The sequence below is a fragment of the Streptomyces sp. NBC_00162 genome (assembly GCF_024611995.1).
Taxonomy (GTDB): Bacteria; Actinomycetota; Actinomycetes; order Streptomycetales; family Streptomycetaceae; genus Streptomyces.
In genome coordinates this window covers 4,094,733-4,111,743 of record NZ_CP102509.1, presented here as the reverse complement: position 1 = coordinate 4,111,743, position 17,011 = coordinate 4,094,733, and the positions used below count along the sequence as shown (strand labels likewise).

Annotated in this window: 19 protein-coding genes; 7 read left to right on the top strand and 12 right to left on the bottom strand. The window is 73.0% G+C overall.

Going from position 1 to position 17,011, the window contains the following annotated elements; translation table 11 throughout:
- Positions 1 to 20: 20 nt before the first annotated feature.
- Positions 21 to 980, top strand: a complete 960-nt coding sequence (locus tag JIW86_RS19065) for a hypothetical protein (RefSeq protein WP_257555024.1) — start codon at positions 21 to 23, stop codon at positions 978 to 980.
- A gap of 30 nt (positions 981 to 1,010) precedes the next feature.
- Here the strand turns inward: JIW86_RS19065 and JIW86_RS19060 are convergent, their stop codons facing one another.
- Together JIW86_RS19060 and JIW86_RS19055 are read right to left on the bottom strand one after the other, a co-directional pair.
- A complete protein-coding gene (locus JIW86_RS19060; protein ID WP_257555022.1) occupies positions 1,011 to 1,862 on the bottom strand; it encodes a hypothetical protein in 852 nt (283 codons plus the stop codon).
- Between the two features lie 9 nt (positions 1,863 to 1,871).
- Positions 1,872 to 2,396 (bottom strand): SigE family RNA polymerase sigma factor, encoded by a 525-nt coding sequence (locus tag JIW86_RS19055; protein ID WP_257555021.1) that lies wholly within the window; start codon positions 2,394 to 2,396, stop codon positions 1,872 to 1,874.
- Between the two features lie 282 nt (positions 2,397 to 2,678).
- Between JIW86_RS19055 and JIW86_RS19050 the strand changes: the two genes are divergently transcribed.
- Positions 2,679 to 3,305: an HAD family hydrolase gene (locus JIW86_RS19050; RefSeq protein ID WP_257555020.1), complete on the top strand. Its 627-nt coding sequence runs from the start codon at positions 2,679 to 2,681 to the stop codon at positions 3,303 to 3,305.
- An 8-nt stretch (positions 3,306 to 3,313) separates the two neighbouring features.
- On the opposite strand, the gene JIW86_RS19045 is transcribed toward JIW86_RS19050, so the two are convergent.
- The gene (locus JIW86_RS19045) at positions 3,314 to 3,565 is read right to left on the bottom strand and encodes a hypothetical protein (RefSeq protein WP_215139563.1); all 252 of its coding nucleotides are present in this window, start codon (positions 3,563 to 3,565) and stop codon (positions 3,314 to 3,316) included.
- A gap of 177 nt (positions 3,566 to 3,742) precedes the next feature.
- Between JIW86_RS19045 and JIW86_RS41695 the strand changes: the two genes are divergently transcribed.
- Positions 3,743 to 4,126 (top strand): cold-shock protein, encoded by a 384-nt coding sequence (locus JIW86_RS41695; protein WP_322975534.1) that lies wholly within the window; start codon positions 3,743 to 3,745, stop codon positions 4,124 to 4,126.
- 81 nt (positions 4,127 to 4,207) lie between these two features.
- Here JIW86_RS41695 and JIW86_RS19035 read toward each other — a convergent pair whose 3' ends face one another.
- The 4 genes from JIW86_RS19035 to JIW86_RS19020 all read right to left on the bottom strand — a co-directional run bounded on the left by JIW86_RS19035 (position 4,208) and on the right by JIW86_RS19020 (position 7,743).
- Positions 4,208 to 5,065 (bottom strand): 1,4-dihydroxy-6-naphthoate synthase, encoded by an 858-nt coding sequence (locus JIW86_RS19035; protein ID WP_257555019.1) that lies wholly within the window; start codon positions 5,063 to 5,065, stop codon positions 4,208 to 4,210.
- Positions 5,055 to 5,777 (bottom strand): futalosine hydrolase, encoded by a 723-nt coding sequence (locus tag JIW86_RS19030; protein ID WP_215139560.1) that lies wholly within the window; start codon positions 5,775 to 5,777, stop codon positions 5,055 to 5,057. Before JIW86_RS19030 ends, JIW86_RS19035 begins: the two co-directional genes overlap by 11 nt.
- A gap of 13 nt (positions 5,778 to 5,790) precedes the next feature.
- Positions 5,791 to 6,279: a DUF2771 domain-containing protein gene (locus JIW86_RS19025; RefSeq protein WP_215139559.1), complete on the bottom strand. Its 489-nt coding sequence runs from the start codon at positions 6,277 to 6,279 to the stop codon at positions 5,791 to 5,793.
- Positions 6,280 to 6,360: 81 nt separating this feature from the next.
- Positions 6,361 to 7,743, bottom strand: coding sequence for an MFS transporter (locus tag JIW86_RS19020; RefSeq protein ID WP_215139558.1), 1,383 nt, complete (start codon positions 7,741 to 7,743; stop codon positions 6,361 to 6,363).
- Positions 7,744 to 8,091: 348 nt separating this feature from the next.
- On the opposite strand from JIW86_RS19020, the gene JIW86_RS19015 reads away from it, so the two are divergent.
- From JIW86_RS19015 to JIW86_RS19005, 3 genes are all read left to right on the top strand, one after another.
- Entirely contained in the window at positions 8,092 to 9,009 is a 918-nt protein-coding gene (locus tag JIW86_RS19015; protein ID WP_257555016.1) for a DUF3027 domain-containing protein, read from the top strand.
- A 73-nt stretch (positions 9,010 to 9,082) separates the two neighbouring features.
- Positions 9,083 to 9,304: a hypothetical protein gene (locus tag JIW86_RS19010; RefSeq protein WP_215139556.1), complete on the top strand. Its 222-nt coding sequence runs from the start codon at positions 9,083 to 9,085 to the stop codon at positions 9,302 to 9,304.
- A gap of 108 nt (positions 9,305 to 9,412) precedes the next feature.
- The gene (locus JIW86_RS19005; protein ID WP_257555014.1) at positions 9,413 to 10,801 is read left to right on the top strand and encodes a flotillin family protein; all 1,389 of its coding nucleotides are present in this window, start codon (positions 9,413 to 9,415) and stop codon (positions 10,799 to 10,801) included.
- 172 nt (positions 10,802 to 10,973) lie between these two features.
- On the opposite strand, the gene JIW86_RS19000 is transcribed toward JIW86_RS19005, so the two are convergent.
- The gene (locus JIW86_RS19000; RefSeq protein WP_257555012.1) at positions 10,974 to 11,966 is read right to left on the bottom strand and encodes a WD40 repeat domain-containing protein; all 993 of its coding nucleotides are present in this window, start codon (positions 11,964 to 11,966) and stop codon (positions 10,974 to 10,976) included.
- An 88-nt stretch (positions 11,967 to 12,054) separates the two neighbouring features.
- Here JIW86_RS19000 and JIW86_RS18995 point away from each other — a divergent pair, with 88 nt between their 5' ends.
- Positions 12,055 to 12,738, top strand: coding sequence for a GDSL-type esterase/lipase family protein (locus JIW86_RS18995; protein ID WP_257555011.1), 684 nt, complete (start codon positions 12,055 to 12,057; stop codon positions 12,736 to 12,738).
- 7 nt (positions 12,739 to 12,745) lie between these two features.
- Here the strand turns inward: JIW86_RS18995 and JIW86_RS18990 are convergent, their stop codons facing one another.
- The 4 genes from JIW86_RS18990 to JIW86_RS18975 form a co-directional block, all read right to left on the bottom strand.
- Positions 12,746 to 13,735, bottom strand: coding sequence for an aldo/keto reductase (locus JIW86_RS18990; RefSeq protein WP_257555010.1), 990 nt, complete (start codon positions 13,733 to 13,735; stop codon positions 12,746 to 12,748).
- A 210-nt stretch (positions 13,736 to 13,945) separates the two neighbouring features.
- On the bottom strand, positions 13,946 to 14,779 hold the full coding sequence (ddaH, locus tag JIW86_RS18985; RefSeq protein WP_257555009.1) for a dimethylargininase: 834 nt from the start codon (positions 14,777 to 14,779) through the stop codon (positions 13,946 to 13,948).
- A gap of 119 nt (positions 14,780 to 14,898) precedes the next feature.
- Positions 14,899 to 15,450 (bottom strand): RNA 2',3'-cyclic phosphodiesterase, encoded by a 552-nt coding sequence (gene thpR / locus JIW86_RS18980; RefSeq protein WP_257555008.1) that lies wholly within the window; start codon positions 15,448 to 15,450, stop codon positions 14,899 to 14,901.
- A 185-nt stretch (positions 15,451 to 15,635) separates the two neighbouring features.
- Positions 15,636 to 17,003 (bottom strand): MFS transporter, encoded by a 1,368-nt coding sequence (locus tag JIW86_RS18975; protein WP_257555007.1) that lies wholly within the window; start codon positions 17,001 to 17,003, stop codon positions 15,636 to 15,638.
- Between the last annotated feature and the right edge of the window lie 8 nt (positions 17,004 to 17,011).

Genomic DNA, 17,011 nt, shown 5'->3' with positions numbered 1-17,011 from the left:
TGTACGGGAGGAGCCGGGGCGTGGGGATCGAAAGCGACCAACTGGTCTACGAATATCTGAGCCGCGTCGGGGACTTGGCGCAGCGGCGGCAGCTGTCCTCCGGGGACCGGATGCGGCTGGTGTCGGGGCTGCGGGACGAGATCGACCGTCGGCGCGCCCGGTACGAGCCGGAGACCCCGGCCGCCGTACGCGGCATCCTCCAGCGGCTCGGCACGCCGGAGGAGGTGCTGGCCGGCCACGGCGTCACCGGTGCGGGGTCCGCGCCCGTGACGCCCGCCCCGGCGGTGCCCGCCCAGCGGGGACCGCGCGGCCCGAAGCCGGCGGCGGAGCCGCGGAACGTGCCGCCGCACCTGGCGGGTCTCGACGAACTCGGCCCCTCGGGCGGGGCCGAGCCCGACTGGTGGCGGGTGAGCCCGGGCGGGTTCGGGGCGGGGCCGCAGGTCGAGGGTTTCGCGGGTGGCATCGAGTTCCCGGACCACCTGGCCAAGGAGGAGGAGGCGGCGCAGGAGCCGGAGCCCCCGGCCGGGCCGCCGGAGTCGCGCGTACGGGGCCTCGTACGGTTCCTGCGCGAGCGGCGGCGGGCGAAGAAGGACGCGAAGAAGGAGGCGGCGGAGGCGGAGCCGGAAGCGGCGGCCGCCGCCGCGCGGCCCCGGCCGAACGCCTTCCTGCTGCTGGCCGCGGCCGTCCTCGTCGTCGGCATGGTCACCGGGTACTGGCTGCTGCTCGTCGTGGGCTGGCTGCTGCCGTACGCCTCGCGCGCACTGCGGCCGACCGAGCGCAAGTGGGCCGTCTTCGGCCCGCCCGGCGTGGTCCTGGCGGGGGCGATGGTCTGGCTGTGGGGCCGGATGAAGGGCAAGTGGGGCGAGACCCTGGCGGAGGACCAGCTGAGCGGCGCCCTGCACGGCATGTGGCCGTGGCTGCTCCGGGCCGCGGCGCTGGCCTCGGTCGTCTACCTGGTGTGGCGGGCCCGCCGCCGCTGACCGGGCGGGGACGGGCCCGAGGGGCGCGGCTCAGCCGCCCGGGATGATCTTCTGCTCCTGCTCCACCGGGTCGCTGTCGGCGGCCTTGACCAGGTCGAGGAAGCCGGGGGCCTTGGCGAGCTCCAGCAGCTGGTCGCCGGTGACGGGGGCCGAGGTGCCCGAGGCGTCGTGCGGGCTGACGGACAGCGAGACGTTGCTCTTGCCGTAGTGGAACGAGAGCCGGGTCTCGGCGACATCGCCGTTGTTGACCGGCGCGGTCGCGGCCGTGGCCTCGATGCCGCCGGGCAGGGTGGCCCTCTTGCAGACCTGTCCCTTCACCTCCAGGCACGGCCTGTCGGTACGGTCCGCCCCCGACGGCTGTACCGAGAAGATGATGTCGAACGTCTTGCCGTCCTTGGTGCCCCGGTAGAGGCGCACCGAGAGATCGGTCCGCTGCACGGTGCCGACCGTCGGGGGCAGCAGCTCCTGCAGGACGGCGACGGCCCGGTTCTGGAAGTTCTCCTGCCGTGCCCGCTCGGCGGGCGGCAGATCGGCCATCGACGATTCGCCCGGGGACGGTTCCAGGTGGACGGGCGGCTGCGGCTGCGCCTGGGAGCTCGGCGGCGGCGCGGCCACCTCGACCCCGGTCGCACCCCGACCGGTGCCCGTACCCGTGCCCGGCAGGGCGAAGGCTCCGGCGACGGCGATCGCGGCGACGGCCACCGCCCCACCGCCGATCGCCGCCCGGAGGCGCGCGATGCGGCGGCGGCCCTGGGCGCGGGCCGGGCCTGCCAGATCGGGGATCGCGGGCAGGTCCGCGGTGGTCCGGGCCATCGCGTCCCGGACCAGCAGCACGGCCCTGGCGTGTTCGAGGTGTCCGTTGAGGTCTTCGTTGGTGCCCATGACGTCTCCTCAGCTCTCGGTCGCGTAGATGTGGGCCTCGCCCAGCCGGGTACGCAGCTTCGCCAGGGCGCGCGAGCACTGGCTCTTGACCGTGCCCTCGCTGCACCGCAGCAGCTCGGCGACGGTCTCGACGCTCAGGTCGTCCCAGTAGCGCAGGACGACCATGGCCCGGGCCCGCGGCGGCAGTTCGGCCAGGACGGCGAGCAGGGTGACGCGCAGCTCGGCGTGGTCGGGCAGAGGTGGCGGATCGGCGCGCCTGTGCGCCAGGAGGTCCCGCAGCCGCCGTCGCCGCTCGGCGAGGAAGGTGCGGGTCAGCACGGTCCTGGCGTACGCCTCGGGGTACTGGGCGACGGACACCCGCCGCCAGTGCTGGAACAGCTTCGCGAGTGTCGTCTGGGTCAGATCGCGTGCGCCGTCGGCGTTGCCGCACAGCAGGTACGCGGTCCGGTACAGCTTGCGCTGAACGGTCCGGGCGAAGGCCTCGAAGTCGAGGCCGGAATCGTTCCCGGGGTCGTGCTCGGTGCCTGGCGGCATCCGCCCTCCCCTTCACATCGTGTCTCTCACCCCTGTCCTGAGTGCGGCCGCACGGAAAAGGTTGAACACGAATCGAGAAGGATCGAGAAGGATCGTGAACCGCCCCCGGGGACGGTCAGGAAGCGGGCTGTGGTCCACCCGGTACGACGGGTCGTCAGGGCGCGCCGAAGGGCGGGCGGGGCAGACATGTCACCTATTTCACGATCTGGTAAGGCGAGCCTAAGTGTACGTTCCCCCGTTGTCGGCCTGCTGTCGGCCCGGGTGCCGTCCCGCGTCGGCACAATGGCAGGTATGAACCTCACCGTCGGCTTCGACCTCGACATGACCCTCATCGATTCGCGCCCGGGAATCAAGGCCGCCTACCAGGCACTCTCGGCCGAGACGGGCACGTTCATCGACGCCGACGCGGCGATCACGCGGCTCGGTCCGCCGCTGGAAGAGGAGCTGGCGTACTGGTTCCCGGAGGCCGAGATCCCGGCCGTGGCGGACCGCTACCGGGAGATCTACCCCACATACGCCATCGAGCCGACCCCCGCGATGCCCGGCGCGCGCGAGGCGATCGAGGCCGTCCAGGCACTCGGCGGCCGCGCGATCGTCGTCACCGCCAAGCACGAGCCCAACGCCCGCCTGCACCTGAAGCACCTGGGCATCGAGCCGGACACCGTCATCGGCTGGCTGTGGGCCGAGGCCAAGGCCGGGGCGCTGCGCGAGTACGGCGCGCAGGTCTACGTCGGCGACCACGTGGGCGACGTACGGGGCGCCCGCAAGGCCGGCGCGCTGTCCGTGGTGGTGCCGACCGGCCCCTGCCCGGAGCCCGAACTGCGCGCCGCGGGCGCGGACGTGGTCCTCGCGGACCTCACCGCACTGCCGCAATGGCTCGCGGAATACGTCGCGGCCCAGCCCGTCTAGGGGCAGCCTCAGGCCTGCGAGGCCCGGGCCGCGCGTCGCTGGGCGGCGGCCGAGCGGAGCACGCCCGCCGCGGAGATCGCGAAGCCGACGCCCATCAGCATGCACACGGCCCACGCGTACGACGGGAACGGGTCGACGTCGAGGAACAGCGGGGCCATCGTCGCGAGCGTCGCCACGGCGCCCACGATGAACACGATGCCGCCGGCCTTCACCAGGGCGTCGCCGGGCCGCGCTTCGTCGGAATGAGGAGTAACAGTCACCCCACCAGGGTAGTTGCATGGCCTGAGTGGCCGACGGCGAAGGACCGGGGAACGTCTTGTCACCGGGCCCTCGGCCATTAGCCTTGAGGTGGCGGGTCACAGTGACCCGCTGCGCTGTTATCCGGAGCCGTTCCGCGGCACTTCGGACCCCGACGAGCACAAGGACAGAGGACGGACGTGCCTACCGGCAAGGTCAAGTGGTTCAACAGTGAGAAGGGCTTCGGCTTTCTCTCCCGCGACGACGGCGGCGACGTCTTCGTCCACTCGTCGGTGCTCCCTGCCGGGGTCGACTCCCTCAAGCCCGGCCAGCGCGTCGAGTTCGGTGTCGTCGCCGGTCAGCGCGGTGACCAGGCGCTTTCGGTGACGGTCCTGGACCCGGCGCCGTCCGTCGCGGCGGCCCAGCGCCGCAAGCCCGACGAGCTCGCCTCGATCGTGCAGGACCTCACGACCCTGCTGGAGAACATCACGCCGATGCTGGAGCGCGGCCGCTACCCCGACAAGGTGCACGGCACGAAGATCGCCGGCCTGCTGCGCGCGGTGGCCGACCAGCTCGACGTCTGAGCAGTACCTACGACGACGGTGCCCCGCCACTCTGCCGAGTGGCGGGGCACCGTCGTACGAGGACTCCGAGGATTTCGAGGGCTACGGGAACGCCAGCGCCCCGGGCGCAATGGCCGGTACCAGCCCCTCGGCCGCCGCCCGGGTCAGCAGCCCGCGCACGGCCGCGTAGCCGGCGTCGCCGAGGTCGGCGGTGAACTCGTTGACGTAGAGCCCGATGTGCTGGTCTGCGACGGCCGGGTCCAGCTCCTGCGCGTGGGCCCGTACGTACGGGCGGGAGGCCTCCGGGTCGTCCCACGCCATCCGGACCGACGTACGGGCGGACTCGGCCAGGGCCTTCAGGGTCGCGTCGCCCAGCGAGCGCTTGGCGATGATCGCGCCGAGCGGGATCGGCAGCCCGGTCGTGGACTCCCAGTGCTCGCCCATGTCGGCCAGACAGTGCAGCCCGTAGTCCTGATAGGTGAACCGGGCCTCGTGGATGACCAGTCCGGCGTCCACCCGGCCGTCGCGCACCGCGGGCATGATCTCGTTGAAGGGCAGCACGACCACCTTGCCGACGCCGGCCGGGAGCACGTCCGCCGCCCACAGCCGGAACAGCAGGTAGGCGGTGGAGCGTTCGCTCGGCACGGCGACCGTCTTGCCGGCCAGCTCGACGCCCGGCTCGCGCGTGAGCACGAGCGGGCCGCAGCCGCGGCCCAGGGCCCCGCCGCAGGGCAGGAGCGCGTACTCCTCGAGAACCCAGGGCAGCACGGCGTACGACACCTTCAGCACGTCCAGCTCGCCGCGCTCGGCCATGCCGTTGGTGATGTCGATGTCCGCGAAGGTGACCTCGAGGCCGGGCGCGCCCGGGACGCGGCCGTGCGCCCAGGCGTCGAAGACGAAGGTGTCGTTCGGGCAGGGCGAGTAGGCGATCTGCACGGCGTTCCCGGCCTTACCGGTCATGGCGTTCTCCCCAGTTCGCGAGTACGGGCCCCAGCGTGCGGAAGCCGTCGGCGAGGGCGGCGAGCGCGTCCCCGATCCGCCAGGCGGCACGGTCACGCGGGCCCACGGCGTTGGACACGGCGCGGATCTCCAGTACGGACAGCCCGTGCGCGGCGGCTGCCTCCGCCACCCCGAAGCCCTCCATGGCCTCGGCACCGGCCATCGGGTGCCGGGCGGCGAGCTCGGCGGCCCGGGCGGCGGTCCCGGTGACGGTGGAGACGGTCAGTACGGGCGCGAGCAGCGCCCCGGTGGCCTCGGCGGCGCGGGCGGCCAGCTCGGCGGGCGGCAGGTGCACGCTGTGTCCGAAGCCGAGTGCCCGTACGTCCAGGAAGCCGTCGGGGGTCTCGGCCCCCAGGTCGGCGGCGACGATCGCGTCCGCCACGACGAGGGAGCCGGGCGGGGCGGCGGGCTGGAACCCGCCGCCGATGCCGGCCGAGACGACGAGCGTGTACGAGCCGAGGGCCAGGGCTGTGGCGGTGCCGGCGGCGGCCGCCGCCGGACCGACGCCCCCGACGAGCACGTCGAAGGCGGCGCCCGGGAGGTCCCGGCGGGTGATGAGGTACCCGCCGGGAAGGGCACGCGGCTCAGGACCTGGGGCGTCCGGATGAGGGGTCAGCCCGGTGAGGACGGAGTCTGCCTCCGCCGCCACCGCGGTCACGACGAGCGCGCGCACCGGTGCCGCCCGGTTACTTGAGCTTGAGGTTGAAGGTCCAGACGGAGAGCGGCTTGCCGTCCTCGGCGACCTGGACGAAGGCGAGCTTCTTGGAGGCCGGGGCCTCGCCCTGGCCGCCGGTCGCGAAGACGTCGGCGCCCGGGAAGCTGCGGTAGGTGTTCGAGGACGGCTCGGTGATGGGCTGCCCGTCCAGGACCGCCTGCCACTTCTTGCCGTCCTCGACTACGTCCGGCTCGACGCCCAGGCGCAGGGTGTCGCCGCGGGCGTACTCGACGGTCTTGGCGTCCTTCAGGTTGGTGAGGCAGTCCTGGACCTTGTCCATGGACAGCGGCTCGGTGCCTTCGTGGCAGGCGGCTTCGGCGGACACCGACGAGGTGCCGACCGTCACGGTCGCCAGCGGCGTCGGCTTGTCGCAGGCGGAGAGGAGGAGGAGGCCGGCGGACACGGCTCCGAGGGCCGCGACGCTGCGGCGGGCCCTACCCGAGAAAAGCGGTGCGGTCATGAGCCGAAGGCTATCGGGCCCCTGGGCTGCGCCGCTGCACGGGGGGTGTCGGGTGCGGCGCAGCCGCGCGAGCGGCCTCGGCTAGGCCACCCGGGGGCGGGACGTGCCCTGGTGCTGGTGGCGGGGGGCGGCGAGGAGGCCGCGGATGGCCATCGTCGTGCCCATGGCGACGATGGCCGCCGCGACGGACATGCCCAGTACGCCGTTCAGCGGCAGGGCGATGCCGATCGCGCCGCCCAGTACCCACGCCATCTGGAGCAGCGTCTCCGAACGGGCGAAGGCGGAGGTGCGGACCGCCTCCGGGACGTCCCGCTGGATCATCGCGTCCAGCGAGAGCTTCGCCAGCGCCTGGGAGAAGCCCGCCGTCGCGCCCAGCACGGCCATGAACAGCCCGCTGAAGAAGGCCGCCGCCAGTACCGCGACCGCGAGCGTCAGGGACAGCACCGCCGCGATGATGGCCTCCGGGGCCCGCGCCCGCAGCCACGCGCCGGCCGCCGTGCCGCAGGCGTTGCCCACGCCCGCCGAGACGCCCACGATGCCCAGCGACACCGCCGCGCTCTGCCCCGCCATCGGGTGTTCGCGCAGCAGGAACGCCAGGAAGAAGATCAGGAACCCGGACAGTGCGCGCATCGCGGCGTTCGCCAGCAGGCCGCACAGGACCGAGCGGCTGACCGTCCGCAGCCCCGGCCGCTTCGAGTGCGCCTCGTGTGTGGACAGCCGCGCCCGGCGCTCGCCCTTGGCCTCGTCCACCTTGTGCGGCAGCGTGAACGCCGCGAAGGTGCCGAACGCGAAGATCACACAGGCCCCGTACAGCGGCCACTCCGGCCCGATCTGGTGCAGCCCGGCGCCCACCGGCGCGGCCGCGCCCGTGGCCAGCAGCCCGGCGAGCGTGACCCTCGAGTTCGCCTTGACGAGTGAGAACGTCGGCGGCAGCAGCCGTGGCACCACGGCGCTGCGGACCACGCCGTACGCCTTGGACGCGACCAGGACACCGAGCGCCGCCGGATACAGCTCCAGCCCGCCCGTGGCCACCGCGGCCGACATCATCAGCGCCAGCAGCGCCCGGGCCAGCATCGCGGCCGCCATCGACGCCCGGCGGCCGTGCGGCAGCCGGTCCAGCAGCGGGCCGATCACCGGGGCCAGCAGGGCGAAGGGGGCCATCGTGATGGCCAGGTACAGGGCCACCCGGCCGCGTGCCTCGTCCGTGGGGACCGAGAAGAAGACCGTCGAGGCCAGCGCCACGGTGATCATCATGTCGCCGGCGCCGTTGATGGCGTGCAGCTCGATCAGCTTGCCGAGACCCGATTCACCGGCCCCCTGCGCGTGGGTGGCCCGCCGGATGCCGCGGGCCGTACCGGTGAAGGGCAGGTGCAGGGCACGCCCCAGGGCCCGGCCGGCCCGCCTGGCCGGTCCCGAGCCGTCGCGGGACGACCGTACGGGTGCCACCTGGCCATAGTGCCCCACAGGTCCCTCCCGGACCCCTCCCGGCGCGTCGCGGGCGCTCTGCGCACGCTCTCCGTGCGCTCTCCGCGCGCGGCCTTGTCCGCGAATCGGACCTTGCATGTGGGCCCAAGGCTTCGGAGGAGGTAGCGTGCGTAGCGCGCCACCGGCGGTTGCTCTTGGCCGCGCGCCTCTTCGCGATCCCGCAGAATGGATCGCATAAAGGTGCGCCCGGAGTCCGATCGGGTGCGGACGTCGACGCGGCCCTCTGGTCCGCTCCGCCCGCTCCACGTACGGACAGGACCGACGGGTCGTTGTGGACGACAGTACGGACGGCGCACTCGTGAGACGGCGTAGGAGAGAACGAGACCAGTGAGTGCTGCGACGACGCGAAGCCGTACCCCGCGTACCCCCGACCGCCTGTGCGTCGAGGCGGTAGAGCTCGCCCGTGCGGCGGCCGAGGAGGCCGCTTTCCCCGGTGTGGTGGGCGAGCACGTTTCCGCCGTGGCGGAGGGCGACCGGGTCGTCACCCACTTCTTCGAGTCCAAGGAGCCGGGCTACCGCGGCTGGCGCTGGGCCGTCACCGTGACCCGCGCCTCCCGCGCGAAGAACGTCACCCTCGACGAAACGGTGCTGCTCCCCGGCGACGACGCGCTGCTCGCCCCCGAGTGGGTGCCGTGGAGCGAGCGGCTGCGCCCCGGCGACATGGGCCCGGGCGACCTGCTGCCCACCGACGCCGAGGACCTGCGGCTGGAGCCGGGCTGGTCGGGCGAGGACACCCCGCCGCCGAACTCGGTGGTCTCCACCGAAATGGCCGAACTGGTGGAGGCGGAGGACGCCGACGTCACCGACCGCGCGGTGGTACCGGTGCGCGGCTCCATCACGTCCGTCGCCGAGGAACTCGGCATGCGCCGGGCCCGCGTCCTCTCCCGCTACGGGCTGCACGGCGCGGCCGACCGCTGGGACGAGTCGTTCGGCGCGAAGACCCCGATGGCGCAGGCAGCGCCGGCGTCCTGCGTCTCCTGCGGCTTCCTGGTCGCGATCGGGGGCTCGCTGGGCCAGGCGTTCGGTGTCTGCGCGAACGAGTTCAGCCCGGCCGACGGCCGGCTGGTCTCCCTCTCGTACGGGTGCGGCGGGCACTCGGAGGCCGCGGTCATGCCGGCCCCGCTGCGGCCCGCTCCGCCGGTGCTCGACTCGATGGCCTCGGACGAGTTCCCCCTCCGGCCGTCCCCCGACACCGGCTCGGTCCCGACCGCGGACCTCCCGGCCGCGGACCTCGGCCACTCGTAGCCCTGCGTCGCCGCGCCCGGACGGGTGATCCGGGGCCGGTCCCGGGCGGGGCGTGGCCGCGTACGCTCGGCCCATGGGGGACGACGTGGACATGGTGGGAATGACCGGCCGGGTGACCGGGACGGTCGGGCCCGGCCTGGTGGGCGAGGTCATCGTACGGATCCGGGGCGGGGCCGAGCACTTCCTCGCGCATCCGGTGCACGGGACGGGCCGGCTGGCCGTGGGGACGGTGGTCACGGTGGTCGAGCACCAGCCGCCGCGCACGGTGTACGTCATGGCGGCCTACGGCTCCTGAGTATCAAGATGGCGACAAGAATGATCGCGCCACTTCTCGGGCGGCCCGCGCAGGCGCAGACTCGCCCTCGTCGGTGTCGAACGGCACCGCGATAAGGGGGCGTTGCCGATGGCTATCGGCGTCGTGGCGGGAATCGTTCTCGCCGCACTGGGGGCCGCGGTCGGCCTGTTCAAGCTCATGTGGCGGGTGGCCGAACCCAATGAGGCACTCGTCATATCCGGTTCCACGCACAGGACCGAGGGTGTCGGCGAGGGCATGGGGTTCCGGATCGTCACCGGGCGCGGAACGCTCGTACTGCCGGGCGTGCAGGCGGTGCGGAAACTGTCCCTGGACCTCAACGAGACCCAGCTGTCGGTGGATTGCGTCACCCACCAGGGCATCCCGCTGCGGGTCAAGGGCGTGGTCATCTTCAAGGTCGGCGACGACCTCATCTCCATCGCCAACGCGGCGCGCCGCTTCCTGGACCAGCAGAAGATGATGCCCGAGCGGGTGCACATCGTCTTCGCGGGCCATCTGCGGTCGATCGTGGGCGGCCTGACGGTCGAGGACATGATCCGGGACCGCGAGAAGCTGACCGGGCAGACCCGGATGGCCTGCGGTACGGAGATGGAGAAGCTGGGCCTGATCGTCGACTCCCTCCAGATCCACGAGATCGAGGACCCGACGGGCTACATCAAGAACCTGGCCATGCCGCACGCGGCCGCCGTCCAGCGGGACGCGCGGATCGCGCAGGCCGAGGCGAACCGGCTGGCGACGGAGGCCGAACAGGCCGCCTCCGCACGGATGGCGGAGGCCACCCGGGACAGCGAGATCCTCCAGGCCGGTTACCAGGCGGAGCGGGACAAGGCGGCGGCGACGGCCCGGCAGGCGGGCCCGCTGTCGGAGGCGGCGGCGCGGCAGGAGGTCGTGGTCCAGGAGACCCGGGTCGCGGAGCTGGAGGCACACCGGCGCGAGCAGCAGCTGCAGGCGGACGTACGCAAGCCCGCGGACGCCGCGGCGTACGAGACGCGCACGCGCGCGGAGGCGGACCGCGACGCGCGGATCTCGGCGGCGCAGGCCAAGGCGAAGGAGACGGAGCTGGCGGCGGCCGCGGAGGCGGCGGCGACGCGGGCCACGGGTGAGGCGGAGGCGTCGGCCACGCAGGCGCGGGGCCTGGCGGAGGCCGAGGCGGCGAAGGCCAGGGGTCTCGCCGAGGCGGAAGCCCTCAAGGCGCGGGCGGCGGCCCTGGCGGAGAATCAGGAGGCGGTGGTCGCGCAGCAGCTGGCCGAGAACTGGCCGGCGATCGTGGAGGCGGGCGCGGGTGCCTTCGGGAGCGTGGAGCACATGGTCCTGCTGAACGGGGCGGAGGGCATGTCGGAGATGTTCGCGAAGGCGCTGACGATGGGCGGCACGGGCCTGGGCGTGGCCCGCCAGCTGCTGGCGTCGATGGCCCAGACCGCCCCTGGCGCCGGCGCTGAGCCCAAGGTGAACGGGCGCATCCCGATCCGCGAGGAGTAACCACCTGCGGCGCCGCTGCTGGGGCTCCGCCCCAGACCCCGCGCCTCAAACGCCGGCGGGGCTGGGTTTGCGCCGGGCGGTACTTGCGAGCGCAGCTCAGCCAAAATCCAGCCCCGCCGGCGTTTGAGGCGCGGGGGTTCGGGGGCAGCGCCCCCGACAGCGGCGCCGCAGGTTACTTCGTGTCCCGGCGGCGGAACAGGCGCTTCGCCGCGAAGACCACGGCCAGGGCCCCCGCCAGGACAAGGGCTCCCTTGCCGTAGCCGCCCGGCTCCGGCGCGGGGGCCGCGTCCGGCGGCGACCCCGGCTGCGGGGACGCCGACGGGGCCGCGGCGGACAGCGGGACCGCGATGACGCGGCTGCCCTCACCCTCGGCGCCGAACATCAGCGCCGAGCCGTCCGCCGCGTACGTCACCGACTCCGCCTGCCCCTGCCACGGCGCGTCCACCCGCTCGCCCTCGCCCTCCGGCCGCCCGTCCTTCCACGGGTACGTACGGGCCGTGAAGTACCCCCGCAGGGCCAGCCGGCTCCCGTCGGGGGAGAACGCCCCGTCCGTCACCCACGGCACGTCCGCGACCCGCCGGAACACGTTCGGCCCGTCCTCGGACAGCCGCTCCGGGCCCTCGTACAGCCCGCCCGTGCTCTCGTGCTTGCTCGCGATGTACACCCGCCCCGTCACCGGATGCACCATCAGCGCCTCCGCGTTCCGCGGCCCGTCCGCGTACCGCACCGTGAACTGCGCGGCCTTGACCGTGACATCGCCCAGCTGCTTCGGCTCCGGGAACCGGTAGATCCACACGTGGTCCCAGGTGCCGTTCTTGTTGTCCCCGATGTCACCGACGTACAGCTGCCCGTCCGGCCCGAGCGAGATCGCCTCGACGTCCCGCGGCTTCCCGACGCCCGTCAGCGTGACCCGGGCCACCGTCTTGCCGGTCGCCGAGTCCACCGCGTAGACGTACGGGCCGTCGTCGCTGTCGTTGTGCGTCCAGTACACGCCCGGGTGGATCCGGCTCGCCGCCAGCCCGCTCGACTCCTTGATCCGCGGATCGGCGATGGTGAAGGAGGACGCCCCGGGACCCGCGGCAGCCTCGGCCGCGAGGGCGGCCGACGACGGCAGCAGGGCGAGCACGAGGGCGGCGGAGGCGGACGACAACGGCAACAGGCGCATGCCCCCAGCCTGCCAGCCCGCTGGGCCTGTCTCTCGGCGTGTCCGGCATCACAGGGGCGCCTGTCGGGTGATCCGCGATGATGACCGGATGCGTTTCATGTTCGTCGGCGACTCCATGACCATCGGACGCGCCGGCGACTACACCTGGCGCTACCGGATGTGGCAGCACCTGGGCTCCACCCTCGGCGGGCCGTACGAGATCGTCGGCCCGCGCAGCGAGCTGTACGACACCGCCGCCGACGCGCCCGCCAGCCACGCGTACGCCGACCCGGACTTCCCGCAGGACGCCCGCCGTCACCTGGCCGGCTGGGGCGAGGGCTGGCAGCACATGGCGCCCCTGATAGGCCCCGCCGCCCGGGCCAGCCGGGCCGACGTCCTGCTCGTCTCCCTCGGCCTGATCGACCTCGGCTTCTACACCGGCGCCGAGGACACCGCCGCCAACGTCCGCCGCTTCGTCGCGGCCGCCCGGGAGGCCCGCCCCGGCATCCGGATGGTGCTGCTGCCGGTGATCCCGAACATCCGCGCCGACGAGGACGCCCCCTTCGCGGCGGAGGTGGCCCGCTTCAACGAGCTCCTGGCGAAGGCGGTGGCCGATCTGACCACCGCCGCCTCACCGATCCTGCTGGGCGCGCGGCCGGACGCGTACGACATCCACCGCGACACCTACGACGGGACCCACCCCAACGCCTCGGGCGAACACCGCCTGGCGGGCGAGTTCGCGGCGGTCCTCCACCAGGCCTGGGGCATCGGCGGTCCCTACCGGGGCGCGTGAGCGGGACCTACCAGGCGAAGGCCTCCGGGGACGCGCCGGGTCCCGGGAAGATCTCGTCCAGGGCGGCCAGCACCTCCTCGCTCAGTTCCAGCTCCAGCGCGCGCAGCGCGCTCTCCAACTGCCCGGCCGTGCGAGGGCCGACGATCGGGCCCGTGACCCCGGGCCGGGTCAGCAGCCAGGCCAGCGCGGTCTCGCCGGGTTCCAGGCCGTGCTTGTCGAGCAGGTCCTCGTACGCCTGCACCTGGGCCCGTACCGAGGTGTTGGCCAGCGAGTCCGCCGACCGTCCGGAGGCGCGGCGCCCGCCCTCGACCTCCTTCTTGATGACCCCGCCCAGCAGGCCGCCGTGCAGCGGGGACCACGGGATGACCCCGAGCCCGTACTCCTGCGCGGCCGGGATGACCTCCATCTCGGCGCGCCGCTCGGCGAGGTTGTAGAGGCACTGCTCGCTGACCAGCCCGACCGTGCCGCGCCGGGCGGCGGTCTCGTTCGCCTGGGCGATCTTGTAGCCGGGGAAGTTCGACGAGCCCGCGTAAAGGATCTTGCCCTGCTGGATCAGTACGTCGACGGCCTGCCAGATCTCCTCGAAGGGGGTCCGGCGGTCGATGTGGTGGAACTGGTAGAGGTCGATGTAGTCGGTCTGGAGCCGCTTCAGGCTGGCCTCGACGGCCCGTCGGATGTTCAGTGCCGACAGCCGGTCGTGGTTGGGCCACGGGTCGCCCTCGCCGGCCATGTTCCCGTAGACCTTGGTGGCCAGGACGGTCTTGTCCCGGCGGCCGCCGCCCTGGGCGAACCAGGTGCCGATGATCTCCTCGGTGCGGCCCTTGTTCTCACCCCACCCGTAGACGTTGGCGGTGTCGACGAAGTTCAGACCTGCGGCGAGGGCGCCGTCCAGGATGCTGTGACTGGTGGGTTCGTCTGTCTGCGGACCGAAGTTCATCGTGCCGAGAACGAGTCGGCTGACCTTGAGTCCGGTGCGTCCGAGCTGCGTGTACTTCATGGACCCCAAGCCAACTGCTTCGAGTCCACTCGAGGCAAGGGCCCGACGCCCGCCCAGGGGCAGCGGGCGCTACTGCCCCACGGCGGCCGCGACGGCCACTACGACGAACATCAGCACGAGCACACCGGCCATGACACGGTTTCTGGTCTTGGGATCCACCCGTCGAGCCTAACGCGGCCGTCGCCCTGCCCCGCACGCGCGTACGCGCACTCAGAGCCCGCGCAGCTCCAGGGTGCAGCACTTCACGCTGCCGCCCGCCTTGAGGAGCTCGGAGAGATCGACCCCGATCGGCTCGAAGCCCCGCGCGCTGAGCTGGGCCTTCAGGCCGGTGGCCGCCTCGGGCAGCAGCACGTGGCGGCCGTCGGAGAAGGCGTTGAGCCCGAAGACGGCGGCGTCCTCGGCCGTGGCGAGGATCGCATCGGGGAACAGGGTCCGCAGCACGGCCCGGCTCCCCTCGGAGAAGGCGGCCGGGTAGTACATGACCTCGTCGTCCGAGAGCACGGCGAGCGCCGTGTCCAGGTGGTAGAACTCCGGGTCGACGAGGGTCAGGCCGGTCACCGGCAGACCGAAGAACTCCTGCGCCTCGGCGTGCGAGCGCGGGTCGGTGCGGAAGCCGGTGCCGGCCAGCAGGCGGCGGCCGACGGTGAGGATGTCGCCCTCGCCCTCGTTGATGTACTCCGGCCACAGCAGCTCGCGGTAGCCCCGGCTCTCGAACCACTTGAGGTACGCGGGCCCCTCGGCCGTGCGCTGCGCGTGCAGGAAGCGGGCGCCGTAGACCTTTCCGTCCACCACGGTGGCGCCGTTCGCGGCGAACACCATGTCGGGGAGCCCGTCGATCGGGTCGATCTCCTCCACGAGGTGGCCGAGCTCCAGGTAGAGGTCGCGCAGCCGCTCCCACTGGAGGACGGCCAGGCCGGTGTCGGTGCTCTTCTCCGGGTTCATCCACGGGTTGATCGAGTAGGTGACGTCGTAGTGCCTCGGGCGGCACATCAGCAGCCGGCGCCGGGTGGCCACGCGGGTGGAAGCGGTGACGGTCTCGGTCATCTGCACGGGGACTCCTTCGAGGGGTGGCCCGAGTGACGTTGCCCCGGGTCCTCCACAGGAGCATTCCGAGCGAGGGTCCTACGGCTGAACCCGGACCGAACACCAGGCCCAGGGCGTGTCTAGCCGTGCAGCGGCCAGGCCCCGACGGTCTCGTAACGGGGCTGCTCGCCGGGGACCCCGCTGACCGGCAGGTTGCTGCGCACCAGACACAGGGTGTCGGTCTGCCAGGGGGCGCCCTCGAAGTCCGCGAGGGCGTCGAGGTAGGGCCGCAGGCGGGCGCCTTCGCGGGACCGGGCCAGGGTGAGGTGCGGGGTGTAGCGGCGGTGCTGCTCCATGGGCACCCCGGCCCGCCGGGCGGCGGCGTCGGCCCGCTCCGCGAGCAGCCGCATCGTCTCGAGGTCCCCGGCGGCGCCGACCCACAGCGCGCGTTCGCCGAAGTGGCCGACGCCGTGCAGCCGCACCGCGAACGGTGCGGTCCGCGCGGCGGCGCGCGCGAGCCGGGCGTGCAGGTCGGGGAGCACCTCGTCCCGTACCTCGCCCATGAAGGCGAGCGTGAAGTGCCAGCCGGCTTCCGCGGTCCAGGTCAACCGGTCGTCGCGCACTCCGTGCACGGCCGCGGCCAGCTCGGCGACGGCTTCCGCAGGCGGCAGTACGGCGGCGAACAGTCTCATGCCGCGAGCCTAGCGGGGCTGCCCGGGCTGGGCGCCGTTGTCGGGGGCGCTGCCCCCGAACCCCCGCGCCTCAAACGCCGGCGGGGCTGGATATGGCTGGCGTTGGCGGGATCAGCCAAAACCAGCCCCGCCGGCGTTTGAGGCGCGGGGTCTGGGGCGGAGCCCCAGCAGCGGACCCGCAGGGGTCAGGCGGCCGCCACCAGCTCGCGGCTGCGCACGGCCGGGACGAAGGCCACGCCGTGCCGGTCGACCCGCAGCCGCAGGTTGCCCACCCGGGCCAGGACCACCGCGATCGCCACGGAGGCGAGCAGCGAGACCAGCCCACCGGCAGCCATGCCGATCCGGGCGCCGTACGTGTCCGTGATCCAGCCCAGCAGCGGCGCACCCAGCGGGGTGCCGCCGGTGAAGACCATCATGAACAGGGCCATGACCCGCCCCCGCATCTCGGGGTCGGTAGCCATCTGCACGCTGGAGTTGGCCACCACGTTGACCGTCAGGCCGAAGACCCCGAGCGGCACGAGCAGCGCGGCGAACAGCCAGAAGCCGGGCGCGAAGGCGGTCACGAGCAGCAGCAGCGAGAACAGCACGGCCGACGCCACCAGCAGCCGCAGCCGGGAGTGCCCGCGCCGGGCGGCGAGCAGGGCGCCCGCGAGGGAGCCTGCCGCGATCAGGGTGTTGAAGAGCCCGTAGGTGCCCGCGTCCCCGTGGAACACGTTGCTCACGTAGGCCGACAGCCAGATCGGGAAGTTGAACCCGAAGGTGCCGATGAAGCCGACGAGGACGATCGGCCAGATCAGCTCCGGGCGGCCGGCGACGTAGCGCAGGCCTTCGCGGAGCTGCCCCTTGGCGCGGGGCCGGGGCTCGACCGGGTGCAGTTCGTGCGTCCGCATCATCAGCAGGCCGGCGATGGGCGCGGCGAAGGACAGTCCGTTCAGCAGGAAGGCCCAGCCGGAGCCGACTGCGGTGATCAGCACGCCGGCGATCGCCGGGCCGACCAGCCGCGCGGACTGGAAGTTGGCCGAATTCAGACTGACGGCGTTGGCGACCTGGTCCTTGCCGACCATCTCGGGGACGAAGGTCTGCCGGGCCGGGTTGTCGACGACGGTGACCAGGCCGAGCAGGAACGCGGCGAGGTAGACGTGCCAGACCTGGACGTGTCCCGCCAGGGTGAGCACGGCCAGTGCGACGCCTGTGAGGCCCATCGCGCTCTGGGTGGCCAGCAGCAGCGGCCGCTTGGGCAGCCGGTCCGCGAGTACGCCTCCGTAGAGGCCGAACATCAGCATCGGCAGGAACTGCAGGGCGATGGTGATGCCGACGGCGGAGGCCGAGCCGGTCAGGGAGAGGACCAGCCAGTCCTGGGCGATCCGCTGCATCCAGGTGCCGGTGTTCGAGACGACCTGACCGGTCGCGAAGAGCCGGTAGTTCCGGATCTTCAGCGAGCTGAACGTCCCCCGGCTACCGCCGGGAGGTGCCCCCGGGTTCCTGCTCGCGGGGGTTGTGTCGGGGGTGGATATGTGGCCGGGTGCGGAGTCTGCTCCGTTTCCCGTACTCAAAAGCGTTC

Coding starts and splice junctions, on each gene's coding strand:
- JIW86_RS19060 (WP_257555022.1), bottom strand. CDS start 1,862: ATGGGCACCAACGAAGACCTCAACGGACACCTCGAACACGCCAGGGCC.
- JIW86_RS19050 (WP_257555020.1), top strand. CDS start 2,679: ATGGCAGGTATGAACCTCACCGTCGGCTTCGACCTCGACATGACCCTC.
- JIW86_RS19005 (WP_257555014.1), top strand. CDS start 9,413: ATGGCTATCGGCGTCGTGGCGGGAATCGTTCTCGCCGCACTGGGGGCC.
- ddaH (WP_257555009.1), bottom strand. CDS start 14,779: ATGACCGAGACCGTCACCGCTTCCACCCGCGTGGCCACCCGGCGCCGG.
- JIW86_RS19055 (WP_257555021.1), bottom strand. CDS start 2,396: ATGCCGCCAGGCACCGAGCACGACCCCGGGAACGATTCCGGCCTCGAC.
- JIW86_RS18990 (WP_257555010.1), bottom strand. CDS start 13,735: ATGAAGTACACGCAGCTCGGACGCACCGGACTCAAGGTCAGCCGACTC.
- JIW86_RS19035 (WP_257555019.1), bottom strand. CDS start 5,065: ATGACCGGTAAGGCCGGGAACGCCGTGCAGATCGCCTACTCGCCCTGC.
- JIW86_RS19025 (WP_215139559.1), bottom strand. CDS start 6,279: ATGACCGCACCGCTTTTCTCGGGTAGGGCCCGCCGCAGCGTCGCGGCC.
- JIW86_RS19010 (WP_215139556.1), top strand. CDS start 9,083: ATGGGGGACGACGTGGACATGGTGGGAATGACCGGCCGGGTGACCGGG.
- JIW86_RS18995 (WP_257555011.1), top strand. CDS start 12,055: ATGCGTTTCATGTTCGTCGGCGACTCCATGACCATCGGACGCGCCGGC.
- JIW86_RS19000 (WP_257555012.1), bottom strand. CDS start 11,966: ATGCGCCTGTTGCCGTTGTCGTCCGCCTCCGCCGCCCTCGTGCTCGCC.
- thpR (WP_257555008.1), bottom strand. CDS start 15,450: ATGAGACTGTTCGCCGCCGTACTGCCGCCTGCGGAAGCCGTCGCCGAG.